The following is a 22,565-nucleotide window of genomic DNA, read 5'->3' as shown; positions in this document are numbered from 1 at the left end:
TTTTGAGTTGAGCCGTTTGCAAGCGGCGACGTGGAGAGATGGCGCGGTTTTGAGTTGAGCCGCTTGCAAGCGGCGACGTGGATGTATTGACGGTGCGGCCTATTTCCCCGGGCGGCACCGGTCGACAGGGCAGGGGAGCACACAGAGGAGAACATAATGAGATTCCGCCATACCGCCTTGGCGCTGGCCGTCGCTTGCGCCCTGGGGGGCCAGGCCGCCTGGGCCGGCACCGCCGAGGCCCAGAAATGGGTCGACAACGAATTCCAGCCGTCCACGCTGAGCAAGGACCGGCAGATGGCCGAAATGCAATGGTTCATCGACGCCGCGGCCAAGCTCAAGGCCAAAGGGGTCAATGAAATCAACGTGGTGTCCGAAACCATCACCACCCACGAATACGAATCCAAAGTCCTGGCCAAGGCCTTCGCGGAAATCACCGGAATCAAGGTCAACCACGATCTGATCCAGGAAGGCGACGTAGTCGAGAAGCTGCAGACCTCGATGCTGTCGGGCAAATCCATCTATGACGGCTGGATCTCCGATTCCGACCTGATCGGCATGCACTATCGCTACGGCGAAGTCCTGTCGCTCACCGACTACATGAATGGCGCCGGCAAGGAATACACCAATCCGGATCTGGACCTGAAGGACTTCATCGGCACGTCCTTCACCACCGCGCCGGACGGCAAGATGTACCAGTTGCCAGACCAGCAGTTCGCCAATCTGTACTGGTTCCGCTACGACCTGTTCAACCGGCCTGACCTGAAGGAAAAATTCAAGGCCAAGTACGGCTACGAACTGGGCGTGCCGGTCACCTGGACCGCCTACGAGGACATCGCCAAGTTCTTCTCCGAGGACATCAAGACCCTGGACGGCAAGCCCATCTATGGTCACATGGACTATGGCAAGAAGGATCCGTCCCTGGGTTGGCGATTCACCGACGCCTGGCTGTCGATGGCGGGCTCGGCCGACAAGGGCACCCCCAACGGCCTGCCGGTGGACGAATGGGGCATCCGCGTGGCCGACGACAAATGCACGCCGGTCGGCGCTTCCGTGGCGCGCGGCGGGGCGACCAACTCGCCGGCCGCCGTCTATGCACTGACCAAATACATCGACTGGATGAAGCAGTACGCGCCCAAGGAAGCGCTGGGCATGACCTTCTCCGAAGCGGGCCCCGTGCCTGCCCAGGGTGAGATCGCCCAGCAGATTTTCTGGTACACCGCCTTCACGGCCGACATGACCAAGAAGGGCCTGCCGGTGGTCAACGAGGACGGCACGCCCAAGTGGCGCATGGCGCCGGCCCCGCACGGCCCTTACTGGAAGGAGGGCATGCAGAACGGCTACCAGGATGTGGGTTCCTGGACCTTTTTCAAGGACCATGATCCGGACAAGGTCGCCGCCGCCTGGCTGTATGCCCAGTTCGTGACCGCCAAGACGACCTCGCTGAAAAAATCCATCGAGGGCCTGACTTTCATCCGCGACAGCGACATCCACAGTGATTACTTCACGAAGAACGCCAGCAAGTACGGCGGTCTGATCGAGTTCTATCGCAGCCCGGCGCGGGTGGCCTGGACCCCGACCGGCACCAATGTGCCCGATTATCCGAAGCTCGCGCAACTGTGGTGGCGCAACGTTTCCCAGGCCATCGCCGGGGAAAAGACGCCGCAGCAGGCCATGGACAACCTGGCCAATGAAATGGACAAGGTCATGTCCCGGCTGCAGCGCGCCGGCATGAAGCGCTGCGCGCCCAAGCTCAATGAAAAGAGCGATCCGGCCAAGTGGCTCAGCGATGAACACGCCCCGTGGAAGAAACTCGCCAATGAGAATCCGAAGCCGGAGACCGTGTCCTACGATTCCCTGTTGCAGGCCTGGAAGGAAGGCCGCGCCCGTTGATCGGAGTGTGAAAGATGTCCCAGACCGCTGCCCCGCCGCCCGTCACGACGGATCGGGATCGATTGCTGCATGATCTCGAGGCCTTGTCCGAGGTCGATCTGATCGTCATCGGTGGCGGCGCCAGCGGCCTGGGCGTCGCCCTGGATGCCCGTTTGCGGGGGCTGTCGGTCCTGCTGCTGGAATCCTGCGATTTCGCTGGCGGCACCTCGTCGCGCGCAACCAAGCTCGTGCACGGAGGGGTCCGCTATCTGGCCCAGGGCAACATCGGCCTGGTGCGCGAAGCCCTGCACGAACGCCGGGCGCTGCTGAACAACGCGCCGCACCTGGCTCAGCCGCTGGCGTTTGTCATGCCCGCCTATCGGCCCTGGGAAGTGCCGTTCTACGGCACCGGTCTGAAAGTCTACGATGCCCTGGCAGGCTCGGCCAGTCTGGGCCGCACCGAATGGCTGGGGCGCGCCCGCACGGCGGCCCAACTGCCGGGCTTGCAGACGGCCGGCCTGTTCGGCGGCGTCAAGTATTGGGATGGGCAGTTCGACGATGCCCGGTTGGGACTGACCCTGGCCCGCACGGCGGCCGTTCAGGGGGCACTGGTGCTGAATTACTGTCCCGTCATCGATGTGCTGCATGAAAACGGCCGTGTCGGCGGCGTGCGCTGGCGCGATGCCCTGGATACCGGCGGACGCCGCGAAGGCACAGTCCGGGCCCGTTGCGTCATCAACGCCACCGGGGTGTGGGTCGACGATCTGCGCCGCCTGGACGACGCGGCCCGGGGGCAGGACACCACGCCCATGGTGGCCCCCAGTCAGGGGGTACACCTGGTGGTCGATCGGTCCTTCATGCCATCGACCGAAGCCTTGCTGGTCCCGCGCACCCGGGACGGCCGGGTGCTGTTCGCCGTCCCCTGGCTGGGGCATCTGATTCTGGGGACCACCGATACCCCGCGCGATGCCGTGGTCCGCGAACCCCGGGCGTTGCCCGAGGAGGTCGCCTTCATCCTGAACGAGTCCGCCCATGTGCTGGCGCGCGCTCCCAGGGTCGAGGACGTGCTCAGCGTCTGGGTCGGGTTGCGTCCCCTGGTGCGGCCCGCGCACGAGGACGAGGGCGGCACCAAGGCCATCAGCCGCGAGCACACCGTCCGGGTCAGTCCGTCCGGACTGGTGACCGTGACCGGAGGCAAGTGGACCACCTACCGTTCCATGGCCGAGGATGTCCTGCGCCATTGCAGGGACGCCGGACTGGTGCCGGACCTGCCGCCTTGCCGGACGGCCCGCTTCCCGCTGTTGGGGGCGCCGCCTCCGGACGCGCCCGCCACACGCCTGACGGACCCGCCGGGACTGCATGTCTATGGCACAGAGGCCGTCGACGTTCAGGCGCTTCCGGGAGCCGGCAATGATCTGGGACTGGGGTTGAGTGAAGCCATGGTCCGTCATGCCGCGCGTCGAGAATATGCGCGCACCGTGGAGGATGTCCTGGCCCGGCGCCACCGGATGCTGTTTTTGCATGCGGCGCGGGCGATCGAGGCCGCCCCGATGGTCTCCCGCATCCTGGCCGAGGAAATAGGCTCTGACGGCGATCTGGACGCTTTTCTGGCCTTGGCCGAACAGTACCGTTGCGTCCCGACTTGATTCTGTAACGCCTGAGCGTCACGATTCAGCGTGTCGCAGGCTGAGGCTGATGTGGTTTCAGAACAACGCCTCTTGGGGTAAGCCATAATCTACTTATGGTTATCCCTAGAATGAATTACATTCAAAAACAAAAATTTCTTTTGATAAATGTTAAGTAGCGTCAAGAATGGTGGCAGTTGAGGATATACTCCTACCGTTCATGTCAAATGTGCATGAAAATGTATTTTCAATGTCTGGATTTGATTGTTGTGACCAATGATTTGTGACAATTGATTCTGGGGCAGGCATTGCCTCCGGCCTGTCTGTGATGCGCTGGATTCCATCGACGGAATTCGGCAATAGCCAAAAAGGGATCCCATGTCCACTCTTGATGCCACGCTGTTGAACGACATCCGTGAGGTCAATCTGTCCTACTTGATGCTGGCCCAGCGTCTGCTGCGTGAAAACCTGGCGGCTGGCATGTTCCGGCTCGGTTTCGACGCCGATGTCGCGGAAATCGTCCTCAATCTGTCGCCGGCCCAGATTGTCCGGCTGGCCAGTTCCAATTCCGTACTGTGCGCCTTCAGGCTGAACGACGCCCAACTGCTCAATTCCCTGACGCATGAGGTGCTGGGCGGGGTGTTGCAGCAGGCGCACTCCACCATCCTGATGGCCCGGCAGGAAATCGCCTCCGCTTGATCCATGTCCAGCAAGAGCGTTTCCAGGGAAGCCGATGATATCCTGCTCGCCACGGACATGATCCGTCTGGGAGCCCGTCTGCAGGTGCTGCAGGCGGAGACTTCCCTCAGCTACGACCGGCTGGCGCGCCTGTACCGCGAGGTCAAGGGCGCTTCGCCGCCCAAGGGCATGCTGCCGTTCTCTGTGGACTGGTTCATGACCTGGCTGCCGAACATTCACTCGAGCCTGTTCTACAACATCTACCGCTATATGGACGTCTTCACTCCGGCGAAGAAGTCGCAGGCCCTGGTCGAGGCCTATCGTCTGTATCTTGAGCAGTCCTCCGTAGGGCTGCAGCCCGGAGAGGGGTCGGACGAGCCGGTCCTCAGCTTCACGCGCGCCTGGATGCTGGTGAGGTTCTTTGAAAGCGGACTGGTGCAATTGTCCGGCTGTCAGCAATGCCAGGGCCTGTTCGTGGCCCATGCACACGACCCGGAGTGCGGTTTCGTCTGCGCGATCTGCAAGCCGCCGCCGCGAGCAGGCAAGACCCGCGCGCGACGGCGATCGGCCGCGCGCCTATCGGTCTAGGACGACAGCCCCCGGTCGGGCAGACTAGGGATTTGTGGACAAAAAGGCCTGTTTAACCGTGCTTTTGAATGCAGGAAAACAGGGGATGATCACGGTATTCTGATTCTCGAGGCGTGCGCACGTGTTTATCATCCTGGGGTACCTCATCGTAGCGGCGGGGGTTTTTGTCAGTTTCGTCGCGATGGGCGGCCACATGGGCGCCCTGTATCAGCCCTTCGAATTCACGCTCATCGGCGGCGCGGCGCTGGGCGCGTACATTGCTTCCAGCAACGGCGCCTCGATCAAGCTGTTGCTGGAAGCCGTGCCCAAGGCGATCAAGCGCAACCCTTATGGCAAATCGCTCTACATGGAGCTGATGGCCCTGCTGTACGTCCTGCTGAACAAGGCCAGGCGAGATGGGTTGATGTCCATTGAGTCCGACATCGAGGATCCCAAGGCCAGCGCCATCTTCACCCAGTATCCGCTGGTCCAGCAGGATGCCAAGATCATGGAATTCCTGACGGATTACCTGCGCATCATGATCAGCGGGAACATGAACTCCTTCGAGATCGAAACGCTGATGGACCAGGAGATCGAGGCGTTGCACAACGAGCATCATTCTCCAGTCAACGCCGTGCGCGCCGTGGCCGACGGGCTGCCCGCCTTCGGCATCGTGGCCGCGGTGCTGGGGGTGGTCAAGGCGCTGGCGGCCGTCGATCAGCCGCCGGCTGTTCTGGCCGACCTGATTTCCAAGGCCATGGTGGGGACTTTCCTGGGCATCCTGTTGTCCTATGGCTTTTGCGCGCCGTTCGCCTCGGCGGTCGAGCGCCAGTCGGTGGCGTCGATCAAGGTGCTTGAATGCATCAAGGTCACCCTGCTGGCCAGCATGAATGGTTACCCGCCGCCGCTGGCCGTCGAATTCGGTCGCAAGGTTTTGTTCTCGTCCGTCCGTCCCTCGTTCTCCGAACTCGAGGCTCATGTGCGGCAGGCCAAGAACCAGGCAGCCAGCCGCTGACGCGAGGGGACGTAAGACATGGCCAAACACGATACCGGCCGCGTCGTCGTCCGTCGCAAGCGGGCATACGGCGAATCCCATCACGGGGGCAGCTGGAAGATCGCCTATGCGGACTTCATGACCGCGATGATGGCGTTTTTTCTGGTGATGTGGCTGCTGCTGCTGGTGCCGAAAAAGGATCTGCAGTCCATCGCGGAATATTTCCGCATGCCGTTGATGACCGCGATCACGGGCGGCGAAAAAATGGACAACAGCAAGTCCCAGATCCCCGGCGGGGACCCCAGCGTGATCCCCAATCCGCATCCCTTGCCGTCGTCCAATCCCGACGGCGACCTGGAGTCCCAGCAGGACCTGATCGATCAGGAAAACCTGGAAAACCTGAAGCAGAAGCTCGATAACCTGATTGAGCACAATCCGGTGCTGCGCCAATTCAGACCCCAACTGCTCCTGGACATGACGCCGGACGGCTTGCGAATCCAGATTCTGGACCAGCAGAACCGGCCGATGTTCACCACCGGCAGCGCGGTGGTGCAGACGTACATGCGCGACATCCTGCGGGAACTCGCCCCGCTGATCAACGAACTGCCGAATCCGATCACGATTTCCGGCCATACCGACGCGATGCGCTACGCGACCGGGGATCGGAATTACAGCAACTGGGAACTGTCGGCGGATCGCGCCAACTCGGCGCGGCGCGAACTGGTCGCAGGCGGCTTGGTCGAGAACAAGATCAAGCGCATTCTCGGGCTGGGCGATACCGTTGATCTCGTCAAGGACGATCCCCTGGCGGCCGTCAATCGCCGGATCAGCATCCTGGTGCTGAATCGTCGCGCCGAACGGCGCATCGACGAGCAGAACGCCTCTGGCCAGGAGGGCATGAAAATCCGCGAACGGCTGGAATTGCTCCGGCAACCTGCTCCCGGGCGGGGAGGTGTCGGCGCGGGGGGCGGTTCCGCGCCCCAGACGAGTCCGCCCCCGGTTCCCGGGGCCAGTCCCGCTGCGCCGGCCGTCCCGCCGGCGCCCGCTGTTTCCGCCCCCGCCGCGGGTACGGTTCCAGGGCAGGGCGCGACGACCGTATCCCCTTCAGCGGGGCAATCCAACAGTGCGCCGGTGGTTCCCCCGGTCGGCGCGTCCGGCAATCCAGGGTGAGGATGGATCATGAGTGCAGGCGTGGACCTGAGTGAGTTTTTCGATACGTTCTTCGACGAGGCCGATGAACTGCTGACCAATATGGAGCAGCAGTTGCTGAATCTCGATCTGGAACAGCCGGATCCGGATGTGCTCAACGGCATCTTCCGCGCCGCGCATTCCATCAAGGGCGGGGCGGGCACCTTCGGTTGCTTCGAGGAGTTGGCCAAGACCACGCACTTGCTGGAAAACCTGCTGGATCTGATCCGTCATGGGGAAATGCCCTTGCGCCAGGACATGATCGACCTCTTTCTGGAGACCAAGGACGTGTTGACCGACCAAGTCGCCGCCTATCGCGGTTCGGAAAAGCCCGATCAGCAGGTGTACGAACGGATCTGCGCTCAACTGCGTCAACTTGCCCTGGAGCAGCAGCAAGGCGGTGCCCCGGCTCCGGCTCCGGCGTCCTCGGCTCCGCCATCCCAGGCCGGCGCGGACGCGCCGTCGGGCGACCTGCCGGTCCACGTCCGGATCAGCCGCATCCAGGACAAGGACGTCGAGTCCCTCGTCAATGAAATGGCCCTCATGGGCCAGATCCTGCATCGCGATCAGAAAGGCGGCGATCTGTCGCTATGGCTGCACACCACCACGTCGGCCGACGATCTCGAAGCCGTCTGCTGCTTCATTGTGAATGCGGACCAGGTCTCCGTCGTCCGCGAGGCCTTGCCGGGCGCGACGGCCGCCGTCGAAGCGCCCGCGGCGGAACACGCGCCGGCACCGGCGGTGAGCGAAACCCCCGCCGCCACCCAGGAAGCGCCGGAGCCGTCCGGTTCCCGTGACGCGGCCGAATCCGCCGCCCCCTCCGGGGGCGCCAGCGGGTCCAAGGCCGCCAAACCCAAGGAAAGCGGCACCATCCGCGTGGGCGTGGAAAAAGTCGACCAGATCATCAACCTGGTGGGAGAGCTCGTCATCACCCAGGCCATGCTGCTGCAGACGTCACAGACGCTGGATCCGGTGCTGCACGATCGCCTGCTCAATGGCATCGAGCAACTGGAACGCAATGCGCGCGATCTCCAGGAGGCCGTGATGTCCATCCGCATGATGCCGATGGATTACGTCTTCAGCCGTTTTCCGCGTGTGGTGCGGGAAAACGCCACCAAGCTGGGCAAGCGCATCCGTCTGGTCACCAAGGGCCAGGCGACCGAGCTCGACAAGAGCCTGATCGAACGGATCATCGATCCGCTGACCCATCTGGTGCGCAACAGTCTGGACCACGGCCTGGAAACACCGGACGCCCGCATCGCCCAGGGCAAGGATCCGGAGGGCACGCTGATTCTGTCGGCGCAGCACAACGGCGGCCAGATCATCATCGATGTGATCGACGATGGCGCCGGCCTGAATCGCGAGCGGATCCTGAAAAAGGCGATCGCCTCCGGTTTCCCGGTTTCCGAGGCGACCCCCGACGACGAGCTGTGGCAATTGATCTTCGCGCCAGGCTTCTCCACGGCGGAAAAGGTCACCGACATTTCCGGCCGGGGGGTCGGGATGGATGTGGTGCGGCGCAATATCCAGAGCATGGGGGGTCATGTGCAGCTCTCCTCGCGCAAGGGCGAAGGCACCACCACCCGCATCGTGCTGCCCTTGACGCTGGCCATCCTGGACGGCATGTCGGTCAAGGTCGGCGAGGAAACCTTCATTCTGCCGCTGTCCCATGTCACCGAGTCCATGCAGGCCACTGATGATCAGATCCATCGCATTTCCGAGACCGAGCAGGTGTTGCACGTGCGCGGCGAGTATCTGCCCATCGTCGCGCTGCACGAAGTCTTCAACGTGGGTCAGGCTGAAACCGATCTGACCCGGGCCATCGCCGTCATTCTCCAGGCGGAGGACCAGCGCTTCGCCCTGATGGTGGATCATCTCATCGGCCAGCATCAGGTCGTGGTCAAGAATCTCGAAACCAACTATCGCAAGGTGCCGGGCATCTCGGCCGCCACGATCCTGGGCGACGGCAGCGTGGCCTTGATCGTTGACGTGTTCGCCCTGCGGCGCACCACTTCGTTGCGGGCCGGCGCGGCCGCCTGACCCTCCACACCCATCCGGAGCCATCATGAATCAAGCCACCCCCACGCAGGCGCAGGGAGAAACCCAGGGCAAGGAATTCCTGATCTTCACCCTGGCCAATCAGGAATACGGGATCGACATCCTCAAGGTGCAGGAGATCCGGGGCTACGACAGCCAGACCGTCACGCGCATCGCCAACGTGCCGTCCTTCGTCAAGGGCGTCACCAATCTGCGCGGCGTGATCGTGCCCATCGTCGATCTGCGGTTGAAGTTCAACATGGACAATGCGGAATACACCTCGCAGACCGTGGTGGTGATCCTCAACGTCCGTTCCCGCGTGGTGGGGGTGGTGGTCGACGGCGTGTCCGATGTGTTGATCCTTCAAACGTCGCAGATCAGTGCGGCCCCGCAGTTCGGTTCGGCGTTTTCCACCGAGCACCTGACGGGCATCGGCACCGTCGGCGAGCGCATGCTCATCCTGGTGGACATTGAAAAACTCATGACCAGCGAAGAAATGGCACTGGTCGAGGACGCGGTCGCCTGATCGGGCGGCTTCTCTGTCTCATACCCTCTGCGGGTTCCATTCACTGAGTCCAATCTCATGCAATCAGGCGGAAAATCCCTCATCGGCGCGCTCAAAGTCCGCACCAGTCTGATTCTGGTGCTCGTTTTTTTCTTCTTCATGCTGATCTCGGGGGCGCTGCTGGGCGTGCTGTCCCTGAAGATGAACAATGATGCATTGCAGGAAATCAGCGCCGACGACGAGGCAGTCAGTCTGCTGGACGAGTCCGTCGACCGCTACCGCACGATCCAGGTGCTGATGGGGCGCACCCTGGGCAGTATCGTCGTCAACAGCGATCTGGCCAACAGCGCCATCCTGTCCGAATGGGCCACGGACGGCCAGTCCGGCGGTGCCAATGGGCTCAGCGACAGTTCCCGGGCCTTGATCTCCCTGGTCGAGCAACGCCTGGTGCAGGCGCGCGAGTCTCTCGGACGGTTCCGCACGGTCGCCGAGGCGCACATGACCGACGGCGAGCAAGGGCGTCAGATCGAACAGATCATCCAGATTTATACCCAGCTGCTCGACAAGGAGTTGCCGTCCGTGCTGAAGCAGCTCAAGGCTGGCAATATCGAGCAGTACGAAACGTTGCAGTCCGGGAGCGTCGAGCCGGTGGAGCGCAAGTTCGAGCAGGCCGTCCAGGCGCTCAAGCAGCACCAGCAGGATCTGACCGACCAGGCGGTGGCGGACGAGGCCGCGCACCTGCGCCTGGTGATCCTGATCGTGGGCGTGTCCATGGGCGTGGCCCTGTTGTTCGCCGTGGCCGCCTATCTGTTCCTGCAGCGCGTGGTGTTGCGCCCGCTGCGCTTGGCGGGCAGGCATTTCGACCGGATCGCGGCGGGAGACCTCACCGAGGCCATCCAGGTGCCGTCGAGCAATGAGATCGGCGTGCTCTACCTGGCGATGCAGCGCATGCAGGAAAGCCTGGTGCGCATGGTGTCCACGGTCCGCAATGGTGTGGGCGAGATCCGTCTGGGCTCCCAGGAAATTTTCGCCGGCAATACGGACCTCAGCGGCCGCACCGAGCAGCAGGCGGCGTCCCTGCAACAGACCGCCGCCAGCATGGAACAGCTGGCCAGCACCGTGCGCCAGAATTCCGACCATGCCGCCCAGGCCGACCAGCTCGCCAAGAAGGCGGCGGACGTGGCCCAGCGCGGCGGAGTGGCCGTCACCAGCGTGGCCGAGACCATGACCGGCATTACCCAGAGTTCGAGCAAGATCGCCGAGATCGTCAGTGTGATCGACGGGATCGCTTTCCAGACCAATATCCTGGCCTTGAATGCGGCGGTGGAGGCCGCCCGCGCGGGCGAACAGGGCAAGGGTTTCGCCGTCGTGGCAGGCGAAGTCCGGTCGTTGGCCCAGCGCAGCTCGCAGGCAGCCAAGGAAATCAAGGGGTTGATCGACGATTCCGTGGTGCGGGTTCGCGAGGGGTCGGAGCGTGTCCAGGACGCCGGACGGATCATGGGCGAAATTGTCCAGTCGGTGCAAGGTGTCACGGCCATCATGAACGAAATTTCCTCGGCGTCCCGCGAGCAGGCCGACGGTATCAGCCAGATCAACTCGGCCGTCAATGACATGGATCATGTCGTGCAGCAGAACGCAGCCCTGGTCCAGGAAGCCGCCAGCGCCGCCGGCTCGCTGCAGGAGCAGGCCGAGCATCTCAGTGAGGCGGTCGCCGCTTTCCGTCTCCAGGAAGGCGGTCAGGTGATCGATGTCCAGGGCGGTCAACTGGGCTATACTCCGCGCGCCGGCCAACCGGCCCTGGCGCTGGGGCAGGCCTGATTCCGGTCTCCCCGTGACGACACCATCATGATCCACGATGCGCCCTCCGCTTCTTATTTCTCGCAGCCGGCCCTGCCCAAGGCCGACGCGGCCGATCTGTCGCGCGCGGTACAGGTGCTGCATCGGCGGGCGGGCATCATTCTCGGCGATCACAAAAAGGACATGGCCGCCCGCACCTTGGGCCTGCGGGCCCATCATGCCGGCTCTGCCACGGTGCGCGCTTACCTGGACTACTTGGAACAGAATCCACAGGCCGACGAATGGGACCGCTTCGTCAGCGCCTTCACGATCAACCACACGGCGTTTTTTCGTGAGCAGCATCATTTCCGCATCCTGGCCGATTTCGTGCGCACCCGCCGCAAGCCGATCTCCGTCTGGTGCTGCGCCTCGTCCACCGGCGAGGAACCCTACACCCTGGCCATGACCCTGCACGATGCCTGTGGTCAGTCCGAGGCGGGAATCTCCGTACTTGCCACGGACATCGACACCCAGGCACTGGCCCAGGCCCGCAAGGGCGTCTACACGCTGGACCGCGTCAAGCCCGTGCCGCCCGAATTCCTGCGGCGCTATTTTCTGCGTGGTGCGGGGCGTCAGGCCGGCATGGCCATGGTCAAGCCGGCGATCCGCAATCTGGTGACCTTCGAGGAACTGAATCTGGTGGCGCCCAGCTGGCCGATGACCCAGAAATTCGACGCGATCTTCTGCCGCAACACCATGATTTATTTCGACAAGCCAACCCAGACCCGGATCCTGGAGCGCTTCGTGCCCTTGCTCAAGCCGGGCGGCCTGATGTTCGCGGGCCATTCGGAAAACTTCACCTATCTGACCAAATCCCTGCGCCTTCAGGGGCAGACGGTCTATTCCGTCGCCTGATCCGGGGAGTGTCGCTGAAAATGGCCGTCAACAAGAAAATCCGCGTGCTGTGCGTCGATGATTCCGCCCTGGTGCGCAGTCTGATGACGGAAATCATCAACGCTCATCCCGACCTGGAGGTCGTGGCCACCGCGCCCGACCCGCTCATCGCGCGCGAGCTCATCAAGCAGCACAATCCCGACGTGCTGACCCTGGACGTCGAGATGCCGCGCATGGACGGCCTGGATTTTCTCGAACGGTTGATGCGCCTGCGCCCCATGCCGGTGGTCATGGTGTCCTCGCTGACCGAACGCAACTCCGAGGTCACCATCCGGGCGCTGGAACTGGGCGCGGTCGATTTCGTCACCAAGCCCAGGCTCGGCCTGCGCGACGGCCTGATGGACTATGGCGACATGATCGCCGACAAGATCCGCGCCGCCGCCCACGCCCGCCTGCGCCCGCGTCCGGCCCAGCCAGGCGGCGAGGCCAAGCGGCCGCGGCTGTCAGGCAATTTCTCCACGACCGAGAAACTCGTCATGATCGGCTCGTCGACGGGCGGGACCGAGGCCATCCGCCATGTGCTCGAACCCTTGCCGGCCAACAGCCCGGCGATCATGATCACGCAGCACATGCCGGCTGGGTTCACCAAGTCCTTCGTGCAGCGTCTGGACGGTCTTTGCGCCGTGCAGGTCCACGAGGCCGAGGATGGCCAGCGGGTGCTTCCGGGCCATGTCTATCTGGCCCCGGGCGGCGTGGCCCACATGAAACTCGCCCGCTCGGGCGCCAATTATGTGGTCAAGCTCGAATACAGCGATCCCGTGAACCGCCACCGGCCGTCCGTGGATGTGCTGTTTCATTCGGCGGCCCAGGTCGCCGGCAAGAACGCCATTGGCGTTATCCTGACCGGCATGGGCAAAGATGGCGCCCAGGGGCTGCTGGCGATGCGCCAGGCGGGGGCGCGCACCTTCGCCCAGGACGAGGCGAGTTGTGTCGTCTTCGGCATGCCGCGCGAGGCGCTGCTGATCGGCGCAGCCGAAGAGGCCGTTCCCCTGGATGATCTCAGCGAACGTATCCTGAAAAGCGCCGGGGCCTTCGGGAACCGGGTCTGACGAATTTGAACAGCGGCATCGGGTACCCGAATACCCTGCTTTTTTTATTGATTGGAGAGTGATCCGTGGTACAGAAAACGATGAAAATCCTGGTCGTCGACGACTTCCCCACCATGCGGCGGATCGTCAAGAACCTGCTCAAGGACCTGGGTTTCGAGAACGTCGACGAGTCCGAGGACGGCGCCCAGGCGCTGGAAAAATTGCGCAATGGCGGCTTCGAGTTCGTGGTGTCGGACTGGAACATGCCCAATATGGACGGGCTGACCATGTTGCAGAACATCCGTGCGGACCCCAACCTGGCCAGCCTGCCCGTGCTGATGGTCACGGCCGAGGCCAAGAAGGAAAACATCATCGCGGCGGCCCAGGCCGGTGCCAACGGCTACGTGGTCAAGCCCTTCACGGCCGCGACCCTGGAAGAGAAACTGAACAAGATCTTCGAGAAACTCTGACCGGAGGCGCATCATGACGACGGATCAATCTTCCGGCCAACAGGATTTCGAAGAACCTTCGTTGGATCTGATCCAGCGGATCGCACAGCTCACCCGCACGTTGCGCGTGAGCATGCGGGAGCTGGGCCTGGATCAGGCCATCAAGGACGCCGCACACGCCATCCCCGACGCTCGCGATCGCTTGCACTACGTGGCCCAGATGACCGAGCAGGCGGCCAACCGGGTGCTCAACGCGGCCGAGCAGACCCAGCCCTTGCAGGATTCGATGCAGCGCGATGCCAAAGCGCTGGACGCCCGCTGGCAGGACTGGTTCGATCATCCGGTCGAACTCGACCAGGCGCGCACGCTGGTGGACGATACGCGGGCTTTCCTGAAGGATGTCCCCGAGAAGACCCAGGCTTCGCAGAACAGCCTGATGGAAATCATCATGGCCCAGGATTTCCAGGACCTGACCGGCCAGGTGATCATGAGGATGCTGGGCGTGATTGGCGCCATCGAGACCGAACTGGTTCAGGTGCTGATCGACAACGTGCCCCAGGAAAAGCGGGAGGAAACCAAATCTCTGCTCAATGGTCCGGTGGTCAATGCCTCTGGCAAGAGCGACGTGGTCACCAATCAGGATCAGGTCGACGACCTGCTGGCGAGCCTTGGATTCTGATGGGGTTTTCCCTCGACAATGTGACAATGGGGAAAATGTAAGTCCCGCGTAAGCTTTGAAACTCAATATGAGCCGACCCGGGTCAGGGAATGCTCGGGGAGTTCATGGCCGGCACCGGCCCTTTCTTCACAGGGGAGGCAGCATGTCCAATACGCGCGGAAGAACTCTGGGGCTGGGGCGCCTGATCCGCCAGTTGCGCCGGGGTCGGGCCACACTGAATGACCGGGCCTGGACGCTCAGTCCCCTGGCCCTGCCGGTCGGCCGTTTCCTGGGGGCTTTGCGCGAACGCTTTGTCGTCATGCGCCAGTCCAGTATCCGCATCGCCATCAATGCAGCCCGTCTGCAGGCGCACACGCAGGCCTGTGAGACCATGGCCGACGAGCAGGCCCGCGAAGCCGAAGGCCTGTCGGCCCAGGGCACCCAGATCGCCAGCCTGTCGCAACAGACCAACGACACCGTGGCTGGCGCCGCCGATGTGTTTCGCCAGCAGCTCGGGGGGCTGCGCTCCACCCAGGAGCAACTGGCCGATCTGCACCGACGGGTGGCCCGGGTAACGACCCAGATGCAGTCTTTTTCCGAGGTCATCGCCCAACTCAGCCATCGGGCGCGCTCGGTCGAAGACACCAGCCGCCTGATCAAGGATATCGCCCTGCAGACGCATTTGCTGGCCTTGAACGCGGGGGTCGAGGCCGCCCGTGCCGGAGAGGCCGGCCGGGGCTTCGCCGTGGTCGCCAGCGAGGTCGGCAAGCTGGCCGAACGCGTCAACGCGGCCACCGGCGATATCGTCCAGCATACCGGGGAAATCCTCGGCCTCGTTTCCGACACTGAACGGCAGAGCCAGTCCATCCATGCCGACATGCGCGCGTCCGATCGTCTCGTGGACGATTTCGCCGGGCAGTTCGATGGCCTCGTGCGGGAATTGGGGAGCGTGGGCGCACAGCTGGATGGTGTGGCCGATCATGTCGCCCAGGTTAACCAGACCAACCAGGACATGAGCCGGTCCATTGGCCGCATCGCCGATCACAGCGCCATTCTGCGCCAGCGCATGCAGTCCATGCGCGAGCAAGTGCACGGCGTGCGCACCCAGACCGAAAGCTTGCAGGAAATGCTGGCCGCCTGGCGCACCGGCGCCACGCCCTTCGACGATCTGGCGGCCCGCCTCGGTCAATTGCGCGATCGATGCGCCGGGCTGCTGCGTCGGGCCCGGGCCGATGGTCTGGACGTCTTCGACAAAGCCTACCGCCAGATTCCCGGCAGTCAGCCGCCTCGCTACCATGTGGCATACGACCAGGCCATCGATGAAGCCCTGCAGGGCATCCTGGACACCGTGCTGGACCAGGTGCCGCATGGCTATTATGCGATCCTGGTGGATATGAACGGCTATGCGCCGACGCACAACCGCCGTTATTCCCGACCACCCACCGGAGACGTGGCGCACGACACCCTGCATGTGCGCGACAAGCGCCTGTTCGACGACCAGATCAGCCAGGGCGCGATCGGCAATCGGGGCGGCGTGCTGTGCCAGACCTACATGCGCGATACCGGGGAGATCATCACCGATGTGTCCGTGCCCCTGGATCTGGACGGCGCGCGCTGGGGGGCCGTGCGCATCGGCCTGGATTATTTGCAGTTCGAGCAGAGCCTGTCCCCCGCGTCTTCGCCCGCCGCCACGGCACAGCTTGCAAGCCTTTGAATTACCGCGCCTAATGCGCTTTTATCCGTGCTTCGCCCCGATGGCCTGAACACTACAATCCAGGCTGTCTGCATTGTCGTCGGCTGAGCATGGCCCAGGATAGCGATCTCGAAAAAACAGAAGCAGCGACTCCACGGCGCCTCCAGAAGGCGCGCGAGGAGGGGCAGGTCGCGCGTTCGCGCGAGCTGGGCACCTTCATGGCCCTGATCGGTGGCATCGGAGCCTTGTGGCTCGGCGGCGACTCGATTTTCCGCACCCTGCGCGGCATTCTGTTCAGCGGCCTGTGGTTCGATACCCGGATCGCGCGCGATCCCCAGGTCATGCTCGATGTCGCCGGCGAATCCGCCTGGCATGGTCTGCTGATCGTATTGCCGTTCATGGCCCTGCTGCTGGTGATCGGCATCTTTTCTTCGGTGGCGCTGGGGGGGTTCCTGCTTTCGTCCAAAGCCCTGGAGCCCAAATTCGAGCGGCTCAATCCATTGCCGGGCATCAAGCGCCTGTTCGCCATGCAGACCCTGATCGAGCTGATCAAGACGCTGGCCAAGGCGGGGCTGGTCGGCTTCATTGGCGTCAAAGTCATCTGGGCCTACCGGGACGATATGCTGGCCCTGTCCCGCATGGCGCCCACCGAGGCGCTGGCGCGCGGGCTGGACCTGACCGCGCTGTGCTGCCTGCTGATCGCCTCGTCGTTGATCATCATCGTGTTGATCGATGTGCCCTGGCAGCTCTGGAACCATGCCAAGCAACTGCGCATGTCCAAGGAAGACGTCAAGCAGGAGCACAAGGACAGCGACGGCGATCCCCATGTCAAGGGCCGCATCCGCCAGCAGCAGCGCACCATGGCGCGGCGGCGCATGATGAGTGCCGTGCCCGAGGCCGATGTGGTCGTCACCAACCCGACCCACTATGCCGTGGCCTTGCGCTATCGCGAAGGGCAGGGCGGGGCGCCCGTGGTCGTGGCGAAGGGCACCCGCCTGATCGCCGCGCAGATCCGTGAAATTGCGGACCGGCATGGCGTGGCCCGGCTTGAAGCCCCGCCGCTGGCGCGCGCCCTTTACCATCACGTCGAGCTCGATCGGGAAATCCCCGTCGCACTCTACGCCGCCGTGGCCGAGGTCCTGGCCTGGGTCTACCAGCTGCGCAACTGGCGGCAGGGCTCGGGTACACTGCCGCAGGCGCCGCAGGACCTGCGTGTGCCCCCCGAACTCGATCCGCAACAAGGCCTGCAACAAGGCTCCGAACAGGCCCTGACCCCCGCCTCATGAACAGTTTTCTGGATTTTCTCAAGACTCACGGCTCCGGGCATGCCCGCCTGATGGCCGGCCCCGTGCTGATCCTCATGGTCCTGGCCATGATGATCCTGCCGCTGCCGCCATTCATCCTGGACCTGCTGTTCACCTTCAATATTTCCCTGTCGGTGATGATCCTGCTGGTGGCCATGTTCACCCGCAAGCCACTGGATTTCGCCGCTTTCCCCTCGGTGCTGCTGTTCGCCACGTTACTGCGCCTGTCCCTGAACGTCGCCTCCACCCGGGTGGTGCTGCTCAACGGCCACAAGGGGCCGGACGCCGCCGGCCAGGTCATCGAGGCTTTTGGACACTTTCTGGTGGGTGGCAATTTCGCCGTCGGCATCGTGGTGTTCATCATCCTGGTGATCATCAATTTCACCGTGATCACCAAGGGCGCGGGCCGTATCGCCGAAGTCGGCGCGCGCTTCACCCTGGACGCCATGCCCGGCAAGCAGATGGCCATCGACGCCGACCTGAACGCCGGCCTGATCGGCGAGGACGAGGCCCGCCGGCGCCGCGCCGAAGTCTCCCAGGAGGCCGAGTTCTACGGCGCCATGGACGGCGCCAGCAAGTTCGTGCGCGGCGACGCTGTGGCCGGTTTGCTGATCATGGTGATCAACATCATCGGCGGCCTGATCGTCGGCATGGCCCAGCATGGCCTGTCGGCTTCCGACGCGGGCACTGTCTACACGCTGCTCACCATCGGCGACGGCCTGGTGGCGCAGATCCCCGCGCTGGTGATTTCCACTGCGGCCGGCGTGGTGGTGTCGCGCGTGGCCGACGACCGCGACGTCGGTCAGCAGATGATCGGGCAGTTGTTTTCCAACCCCAACGTGATGTTCATCACCGCCGGGATCCTGACGCTGATGGGCCTGATTCCCAACATGCCGCATGTAGCTTTCCTGCTGCTGGCGGCCATCATCGGTGGAGGCGGCTGGCTGTTGCTCCAGCGACAGCAGCGCGATCTCCAGGCCGCCGCCGCCGACCCGGGCCAGGAACAGGCGGCCGCCGTGGCCGCCGCCGCCGAAGCCAGCTGGGACGATGTGGCTCCCGTCGATCCGCTGGGTCTGGAAGTCGGCTATCGTCTGATTTCCCTGGTGGATCATCAGCAGAACGGCGAACTGCTGCACCGCATCCGCAGCCTGCGCAAGAAATTCGCCCAGGAAATGGGCTTTCTGCCCCCGGTCGTGCACATTCGCGACAATCTGGAAATCAAGCCCACGGACTATCGCATCCTGTTGTTCGGCGTGGAGGTCGGGCGCGGCGTGGCGCAGACCGGGCAATGGCTGGCCATCGATCCGGGTGGCGTGACAGGGCCCATCCAGGGCACGCCAACCAAGGATCCGGCCTTCGGTCTGCCCGCGTTCTGGATCGATCCGGCCTTGCGGGAACAGGCGCAGATCGCCGGTTATACCGTGGTCGACACGGCCACGGTGGTGGCCACGCACCTGAACCATCTGATGCACCGCTACGGATCACGGCTGCTGGGCCGCCAGGAAACCCAGCAACTGCTGGATCACGTCGCCCGCGACGTGCCCAAGCTGGTCGAGGATCTGGTGCCCAAGACCGTCACGCTGCCGCAGTTGCAGAATCTGCTGCGCAGCCTGCTCGACGAAGATGTTCCCATCCGCGACATGCGCAGCATCCTCGAAACCATCACCGAGCATGCCCCGCGCCTGGCCGCCCTCAATCCGGCCAATACGGGTCCGAGTCTCGACGAACTGCTGGCGCAGGTCCGGGTGGCGCTGGGGCGGGCCATTGTTCAGCACTGGTTCGCCGGCGAGACGGAATTGCGCGTCATCGGCCTGGACGCCCGCCTGGAGCGGGTGCTGATGCAAGCCCTGGGCAGCAGTGGTGCCCTCGAACCGGGTCTGGCGGAAAATCTCCTGGGCGACGTCGGACGCATCGTCCAGGATCAGGAAGAGCGGGGTGACGCACCCGTGCTGGTCGTGCCGCCGGTGTTGCGGGCCTCGCTGTCGCGCTTCCTGCGCCATCATCTGCCGCACATGGCGGTGCTCTCGAGTGCCGAGATACCTGAAGAGCGTATCATTCGGGTCACTGCGGTCGTTGGCGGGAGTCCTGCGTGAACATCAGTCGTTTCTTCGGTGCCACCAACCGCGAGGCCATGCGGCAGGTGCGCCTCGCGCTGGGGCCCGACGCACTCATCATTTCCAACAAGCGGGTCAACGGCGGGGTGGAAATTCTCGCCACCGACCAGACGTCCCTGCCGGATGCCGATGCGGCCGCCGCACCGGCTCAGCCATCGCCCGCCCCCCAGCAGGCCCGCTCCGCAACCCTCCGGGCCCCCGCGCCGCATGCCGAGGCGGGGCGCCACCCCCCCGGCGCGGACTTGATGGGCGCCATCGACGAGCTCAAGGGGTCTCTGGAAACCCGGATCGACGAACTGATGTGGGGCAGCCAGTTGCGCCGCTCCCCGCAGGCGGTCATGCTGTTCCAGAGTCTGCTGCGTTTCGGTTTCAGCACGGCGCTGCTGCGCGCGATGCTCAAGCACATGCCCGAACAGGCCGCCACCCGGGCGGCGCTTCAATGGGCGCGCAACGAACTGGTCCGCCATCTGCCTGTGCTCGCCTCCGAGGATGCCCTCTGGCAACCCGGCCTGGCGCTGGCCCTCGTCGGTCCGACCGGCGTGGGCAAGACCACTACGGTGGCCAAGCTCGCCGCCCGTTGCGTGCGCCGCGCCGGTCCCGGCAGCCTGGTGCTGGTGACGACCGACACCTACCGGATCGGCGCGCACGAACAGCTCAAGATCTACGGTCAGATGCTGCGTGTGCCGGTGCATGTCGTCCAGGACGTCCACGAAATGCGCCGTGTCATGCAGACTGTGCGGCCTGACCAGACCTTGTTGATCGATAATGTCGGCATCAGCCAGCGCGACCGCTACATCCACGAACAGGCTGCCCTGCTGGCGGGGGCCGGACGACAGGTTGAACGCCTGCTGGTGCTCAACGCCGCCAGCCATGGCGACACGCTGGACGAGGTCGCCCGGTCCTATGCCGGCGACGGCGGCACGCCGCTGCGTGGCTGCATCGTGTCCAAGATAGACGAGGCCTCGCGCCTGGGCGCCGCGCTGGACACCGCGATCCGCTACAAGCTGCCGATCCATTACGTCTCCAACGGACAGAAGGTCCCGGAAAACCTGCTGTTCCTGTCAGCTGCGGATCTCGTGGACCGCGCGCTGGCGCCGGCCCAGGCCAACCGCACCTTGTATGCGCCCTCCGAGGCCGACCTGGCCGCTCTTTTGTCCATGACGCAGCCTGCCGACAGTCCGGACGCCGCCGCCGAAAGGCGCCGCCAGCAGATTCTGCTGCCGCAGTTGCTGACCGGTTCGGCGCGGGGCGATGCGCTGGGCATGGACCAGTTGCGTGCCGCCGTGGCACTGCAGGACGAGGACCCGGTGTTGTCCGAGGCCTACGATCTGTGGCGCAGCCGCGCGGCGGGCGATCTGCCTCCTGCCGCCGAGGCCATCGACCATCTGCGCCGGGTCGCCCACGGTGGTCTGGACGAAACCGGGCAGGCATTGGTCGTGCATGCGCGCCAGTCCCTGGATTGGCAGGGCCGGCGCGGGGCCTGGTTGGGGGCCGCCTGGTTCGACGGGCAGGGCCGGCCGCTGGCTGTCGCTACCCAGCAGGCGGGCCTGGCGGATGGCTGGCATACGCCCCAGGGCGCCAGGTTGACGGCCCCTTCGGCGGCCGACGCGTTGCGGGGACAGATCGAAGTCGAAACCGAGGGGGCGCCCACCGCGGTCCTGCACGTGTTCGATGGCGGCAGCCAGACCCTGCTGCGCGCCCTGAGCGCGGGCGGCCGCCATTGGCTGACCGCCTGCAGTCCCCGCGCCCGGATCTTTCTGGACGACGAGCCCTGCGTCCTGTCGGCCGCTGTCCAGTCGCTGATGTTTCAACCGTTGGACGCGCAGGCGTTCTGGCCTTTGCTGTCGGCAGCCGGTCTGGAGGATGACCGGCCGGCCTGGTGGGCGGCCTCGGGGCGGGCCGAACTGCGCGCACGCGGCGAGCCCGCGCTTCCGGTGAGGATCTTCAGTCTGCGGGCCGTGGATCCCCGGGATGGTCGTTTGCTGAGGGTCTGGCATGCCATGGCCGGCATGGCGGTGGAGCCCGACCTTGAGCGGATCGCCCGTGCGCTGATGCTGCGTCAGGAATGCCATGCGGCCTGGCGTCAAGCCGCGCCGCTGCTGGCTGACGCCGGACGTGAGCCTCTGGTCGACCGGGCGGTGTTCGCGGCCCAGATGGGACTGGCGGCCTGGCGTCTGGCCCAGGATCCCTCGCTGGCCCCGGTGGCCCGGGTTGCGGCCCGCATGCTGGGCGCCGCCGATCGGCTCGCGTCGCGCCAATCCCATGCAGGGTTGCTCAAGCTGTACGCGTTGAAGGAATTATTGGCTGATTAGGGCGTCAGGGCGTCCACGCTGCGCGAGCGTCCGGAGCCTGCCAATGAACCTGTCGCAAAAAGTGCGCGATGGCGTGGCCTATGGCTGCTGGCGGCGGGGCAGGCGGCCGCGCGCGTCGTACAGATCCTGGTTGACCAGGGAATGCAGGGTATCCAGCGCGCGCTGATTGTGTTCCATGAAAGTGTGCAGGATCTGGCCATTGTCCTGGTTCAGCCGTCCGGCGCGCTCGGCGCGCTCGAACAATGTGTCGAAGGTCGTGCGCAATTCGGGATAGACGGCGCAGATCGCGTCGATGCCGGCGGCATCGTCGCTCTGTTCCAGCTCTGTCAGGATATGCACACGATCCTGGTCCAGTTGGGCCAAACGTTGCGCATAGTCGTTCTTGCGTTGGGTCAGTTCGGCCAGCGCAAGATTGGAGGGTTCGTCCAGCAGGGCGGCGGATTCGGCCTCCAGGGCCTGGATGAACTCATCCAGCAGGTCCGACTGGGCCTGAACGCAGCGCAGCAGTTTGTCGCCTGGATTCATTTCAGCAGATCACGCACGCTGGCCAGCAGGCCGTCGGCGATCTTGCCGGGATCGATTCTCAGTTCGCCCGAGATCAGTGCATCGCGGATCTGCTGAACGCGCTCGGACCGGACGTCGGCGCTGCCGTCGTTCAGGGCGGCCAGATGGCGGGCGGCGGGGCTGAGATCCACCGCGGTGCGGCTGCTGACGGCCGAGCCGGACGCGGCGTGGGAAGCCGTGTCGCCGCGCGTTCCCCCGGCCACCCCGTTGAGGAGGGGGTTGGACGAAGTGGAGTTGATTTTCAAGGCTC

18 protein-coding genes and 1 pseudogene are annotated in these 22,565 nt (G+C 64.3%); 17 read left to right on the top strand and 2 right to left on the bottom strand.

Annotated elements, in window-relative coordinates:
- Positions 1-156: 156 nt before the first annotated feature.
- From O4H32_RS11980 to flhF, 17 genes and pseudogenes are all read left to right on the top strand, one after another.
- On the top strand, positions 157-1,890 hold the full coding sequence (locus O4H32_RS11980) for an ABC transporter substrate-binding protein (RefSeq protein WP_269359461.1): 1,734 nt from the start codon (positions 157-159) through the stop codon (positions 1,888-1,890).
- Positions 1,891-1,904: 14 nt separating this feature from the next.
- Positions 1,905-3,515: a glycerol-3-phosphate dehydrogenase/oxidase gene (locus tag O4H32_RS11975; protein WP_269359459.1), complete on the top strand. Its 1,611-nt coding sequence runs from the start codon at positions 1,905-1,907 to the stop codon at positions 3,513-3,515.
- Between the two features lie 357 nt (positions 3,516-3,872).
- Complete coding sequence (flhD, locus tag O4H32_RS11970; RefSeq protein ID WP_269359458.1) at positions 3,873-4,193, top strand: flagellar transcriptional regulator FlhD; 321 nt, start codon at positions 3,873-3,875, stop codon at positions 4,191-4,193.
- A gap of 3 nt (positions 4,194-4,196) precedes the next feature.
- Positions 4,197-4,760, top strand: a complete 564-nt coding sequence (gene flhC / locus O4H32_RS11965; RefSeq protein WP_269359456.1) for a flagellar transcriptional regulator FlhC — start codon at positions 4,197-4,199, stop codon at positions 4,758-4,760.
- A gap of 121 nt (positions 4,761-4,881) precedes the next feature.
- Positions 4,882-5,754 (top strand): flagellar motor stator protein MotA, encoded by an 873-nt coding sequence (gene motA / locus O4H32_RS11960; protein ID WP_269359454.1) that lies wholly within the window; start codon positions 4,882-4,884, stop codon positions 5,752-5,754.
- An 18-nt stretch (positions 5,755-5,772) separates the two neighbouring features.
- A pseudogene (motB, locus tag O4H32_RS11955) lies at positions 5,773-6,627 on the top strand (flagellar motor protein MotB); the annotation flags it as partial.
- Positions 6,628-6,912: 285 nt separating this feature from the next.
- Positions 6,913-8,961, top strand: a complete 2,049-nt coding sequence (cheA, locus tag O4H32_RS11950) for a chemotaxis protein CheA (RefSeq protein WP_269359452.1) — start codon at positions 6,913-6,915, stop codon at positions 8,959-8,961.
- Positions 8,962-8,986: 25 nt separating this feature from the next.
- The gene (locus O4H32_RS11945; protein ID WP_269359450.1) at positions 8,987-9,484 is read left to right on the top strand and encodes a chemotaxis protein CheW; all 498 of its coding nucleotides are present in this window, start codon (positions 8,987-8,989) and stop codon (positions 9,482-9,484) included.
- A gap of 57 nt (positions 9,485-9,541) precedes the next feature.
- The gene (locus O4H32_RS11940) at positions 9,542-11,281 is read left to right on the top strand and encodes a methyl-accepting chemotaxis protein (RefSeq protein ID WP_269359448.1); all 1,740 of its coding nucleotides are present in this window, start codon (positions 9,542-9,544) and stop codon (positions 11,279-11,281) included.
- 27 nt (positions 11,282-11,308) lie between these two features.
- Positions 11,309-12,154: a CheR family methyltransferase gene (locus O4H32_RS11935; protein WP_269359447.1), complete on the top strand. Its 846-nt coding sequence runs from the start codon at positions 11,309-11,311 to the stop codon at positions 12,152-12,154.
- 20 nt (positions 12,155-12,174) lie between these two features.
- Positions 12,175-13,242, top strand: a complete 1,068-nt coding sequence (locus O4H32_RS11930) for a protein-glutamate methylesterase/protein-glutamine glutaminase (RefSeq protein ID WP_269359557.1) — start codon at positions 12,175-12,177, stop codon at positions 13,240-13,242.
- 65 nt (positions 13,243-13,307) lie between these two features.
- A complete protein-coding gene (gene cheY / locus O4H32_RS11925) occupies positions 13,308-13,691 on the top strand; it encodes a chemotaxis response regulator CheY (RefSeq protein ID WP_269359446.1) in 384 nt (127 codons plus the stop codon).
- A gap of 13 nt (positions 13,692-13,704) precedes the next feature.
- Complete coding sequence (cheZ, locus tag O4H32_RS11920; protein WP_269359444.1) at positions 13,705-14,349, top strand: protein phosphatase CheZ; 645 nt, start codon at positions 13,705-13,707, stop codon at positions 14,347-14,349.
- Between the two features lie 142 nt (positions 14,350-14,491).
- A complete protein-coding gene (locus tag O4H32_RS11915) occupies positions 14,492-16,042 on the top strand; it encodes a methyl-accepting chemotaxis protein (RefSeq protein WP_269359443.1) in 1,551 nt (516 codons plus the stop codon).
- 89 nt (positions 16,043-16,131) lie between these two features.
- A complete protein-coding gene (gene flhB / locus O4H32_RS11910; protein ID WP_269359441.1) occupies positions 16,132-17,307 on the top strand; it encodes a flagellar biosynthesis protein FlhB in 1,176 nt (391 codons plus the stop codon).
- Entirely contained in the window at positions 17,304-19,418 is a 2,115-nt protein-coding gene (flhA, locus tag O4H32_RS11905) for a flagellar biosynthesis protein FlhA (RefSeq protein ID WP_269359439.1), read from the top strand. The genes flhB and flhA overlap by 4 nt, the downstream gene beginning before the upstream one ends.
- The gene (flhF, locus tag O4H32_RS11900; RefSeq protein ID WP_269359437.1) at positions 19,415-21,751 is read left to right on the top strand and encodes a flagellar biosynthesis GTPase FlhF; all 2,337 of its coding nucleotides are present in this window, start codon (positions 19,415-19,417) and stop codon (positions 21,749-21,751) included. The genes flhA and flhF overlap by 4 nt, the downstream gene beginning before the upstream one ends.
- Positions 21,752-21,829: 78 nt before the next feature.
- Here flhF and O4H32_RS11895 read toward each other — a convergent pair whose 3' ends face one another.
- Positions 21,830-22,276 carry a flagella synthesis protein FlgN gene (locus O4H32_RS11895; RefSeq protein WP_269359435.1) on the bottom strand — a complete coding sequence of 149 codons (447 nt, stop codon included), beginning with the start codon at positions 22,274-22,276 and terminating at the stop codon, positions 21,830-21,832.
- The gene (flgM, locus tag O4H32_RS11890) at positions 22,273-22,560 is read right to left on the bottom strand and encodes a flagellar biosynthesis anti-sigma factor FlgM (protein WP_269359433.1); all 288 of its coding nucleotides are present in this window, start codon (positions 22,558-22,560) and stop codon (positions 22,273-22,275) included. The genes O4H32_RS11895 and flgM overlap by 4 nt, the downstream gene beginning before the upstream one ends.
- Between the last annotated feature and the right edge of the window lie 5 nt (positions 22,561-22,565).

The organism is Castellaniella denitrificans (assembly GCF_027214045.1).
Lineage (GTDB): Bacteria > Pseudomonadota > Gammaproteobacteria > Burkholderiales > Burkholderiaceae_B > Castellaniella > Castellaniella denitrificans_A.
The sequence above is the reverse complement of the archived record's forward strand: the minus strand, read 5'-3'. Positions and strand labels throughout refer to the sequence as shown.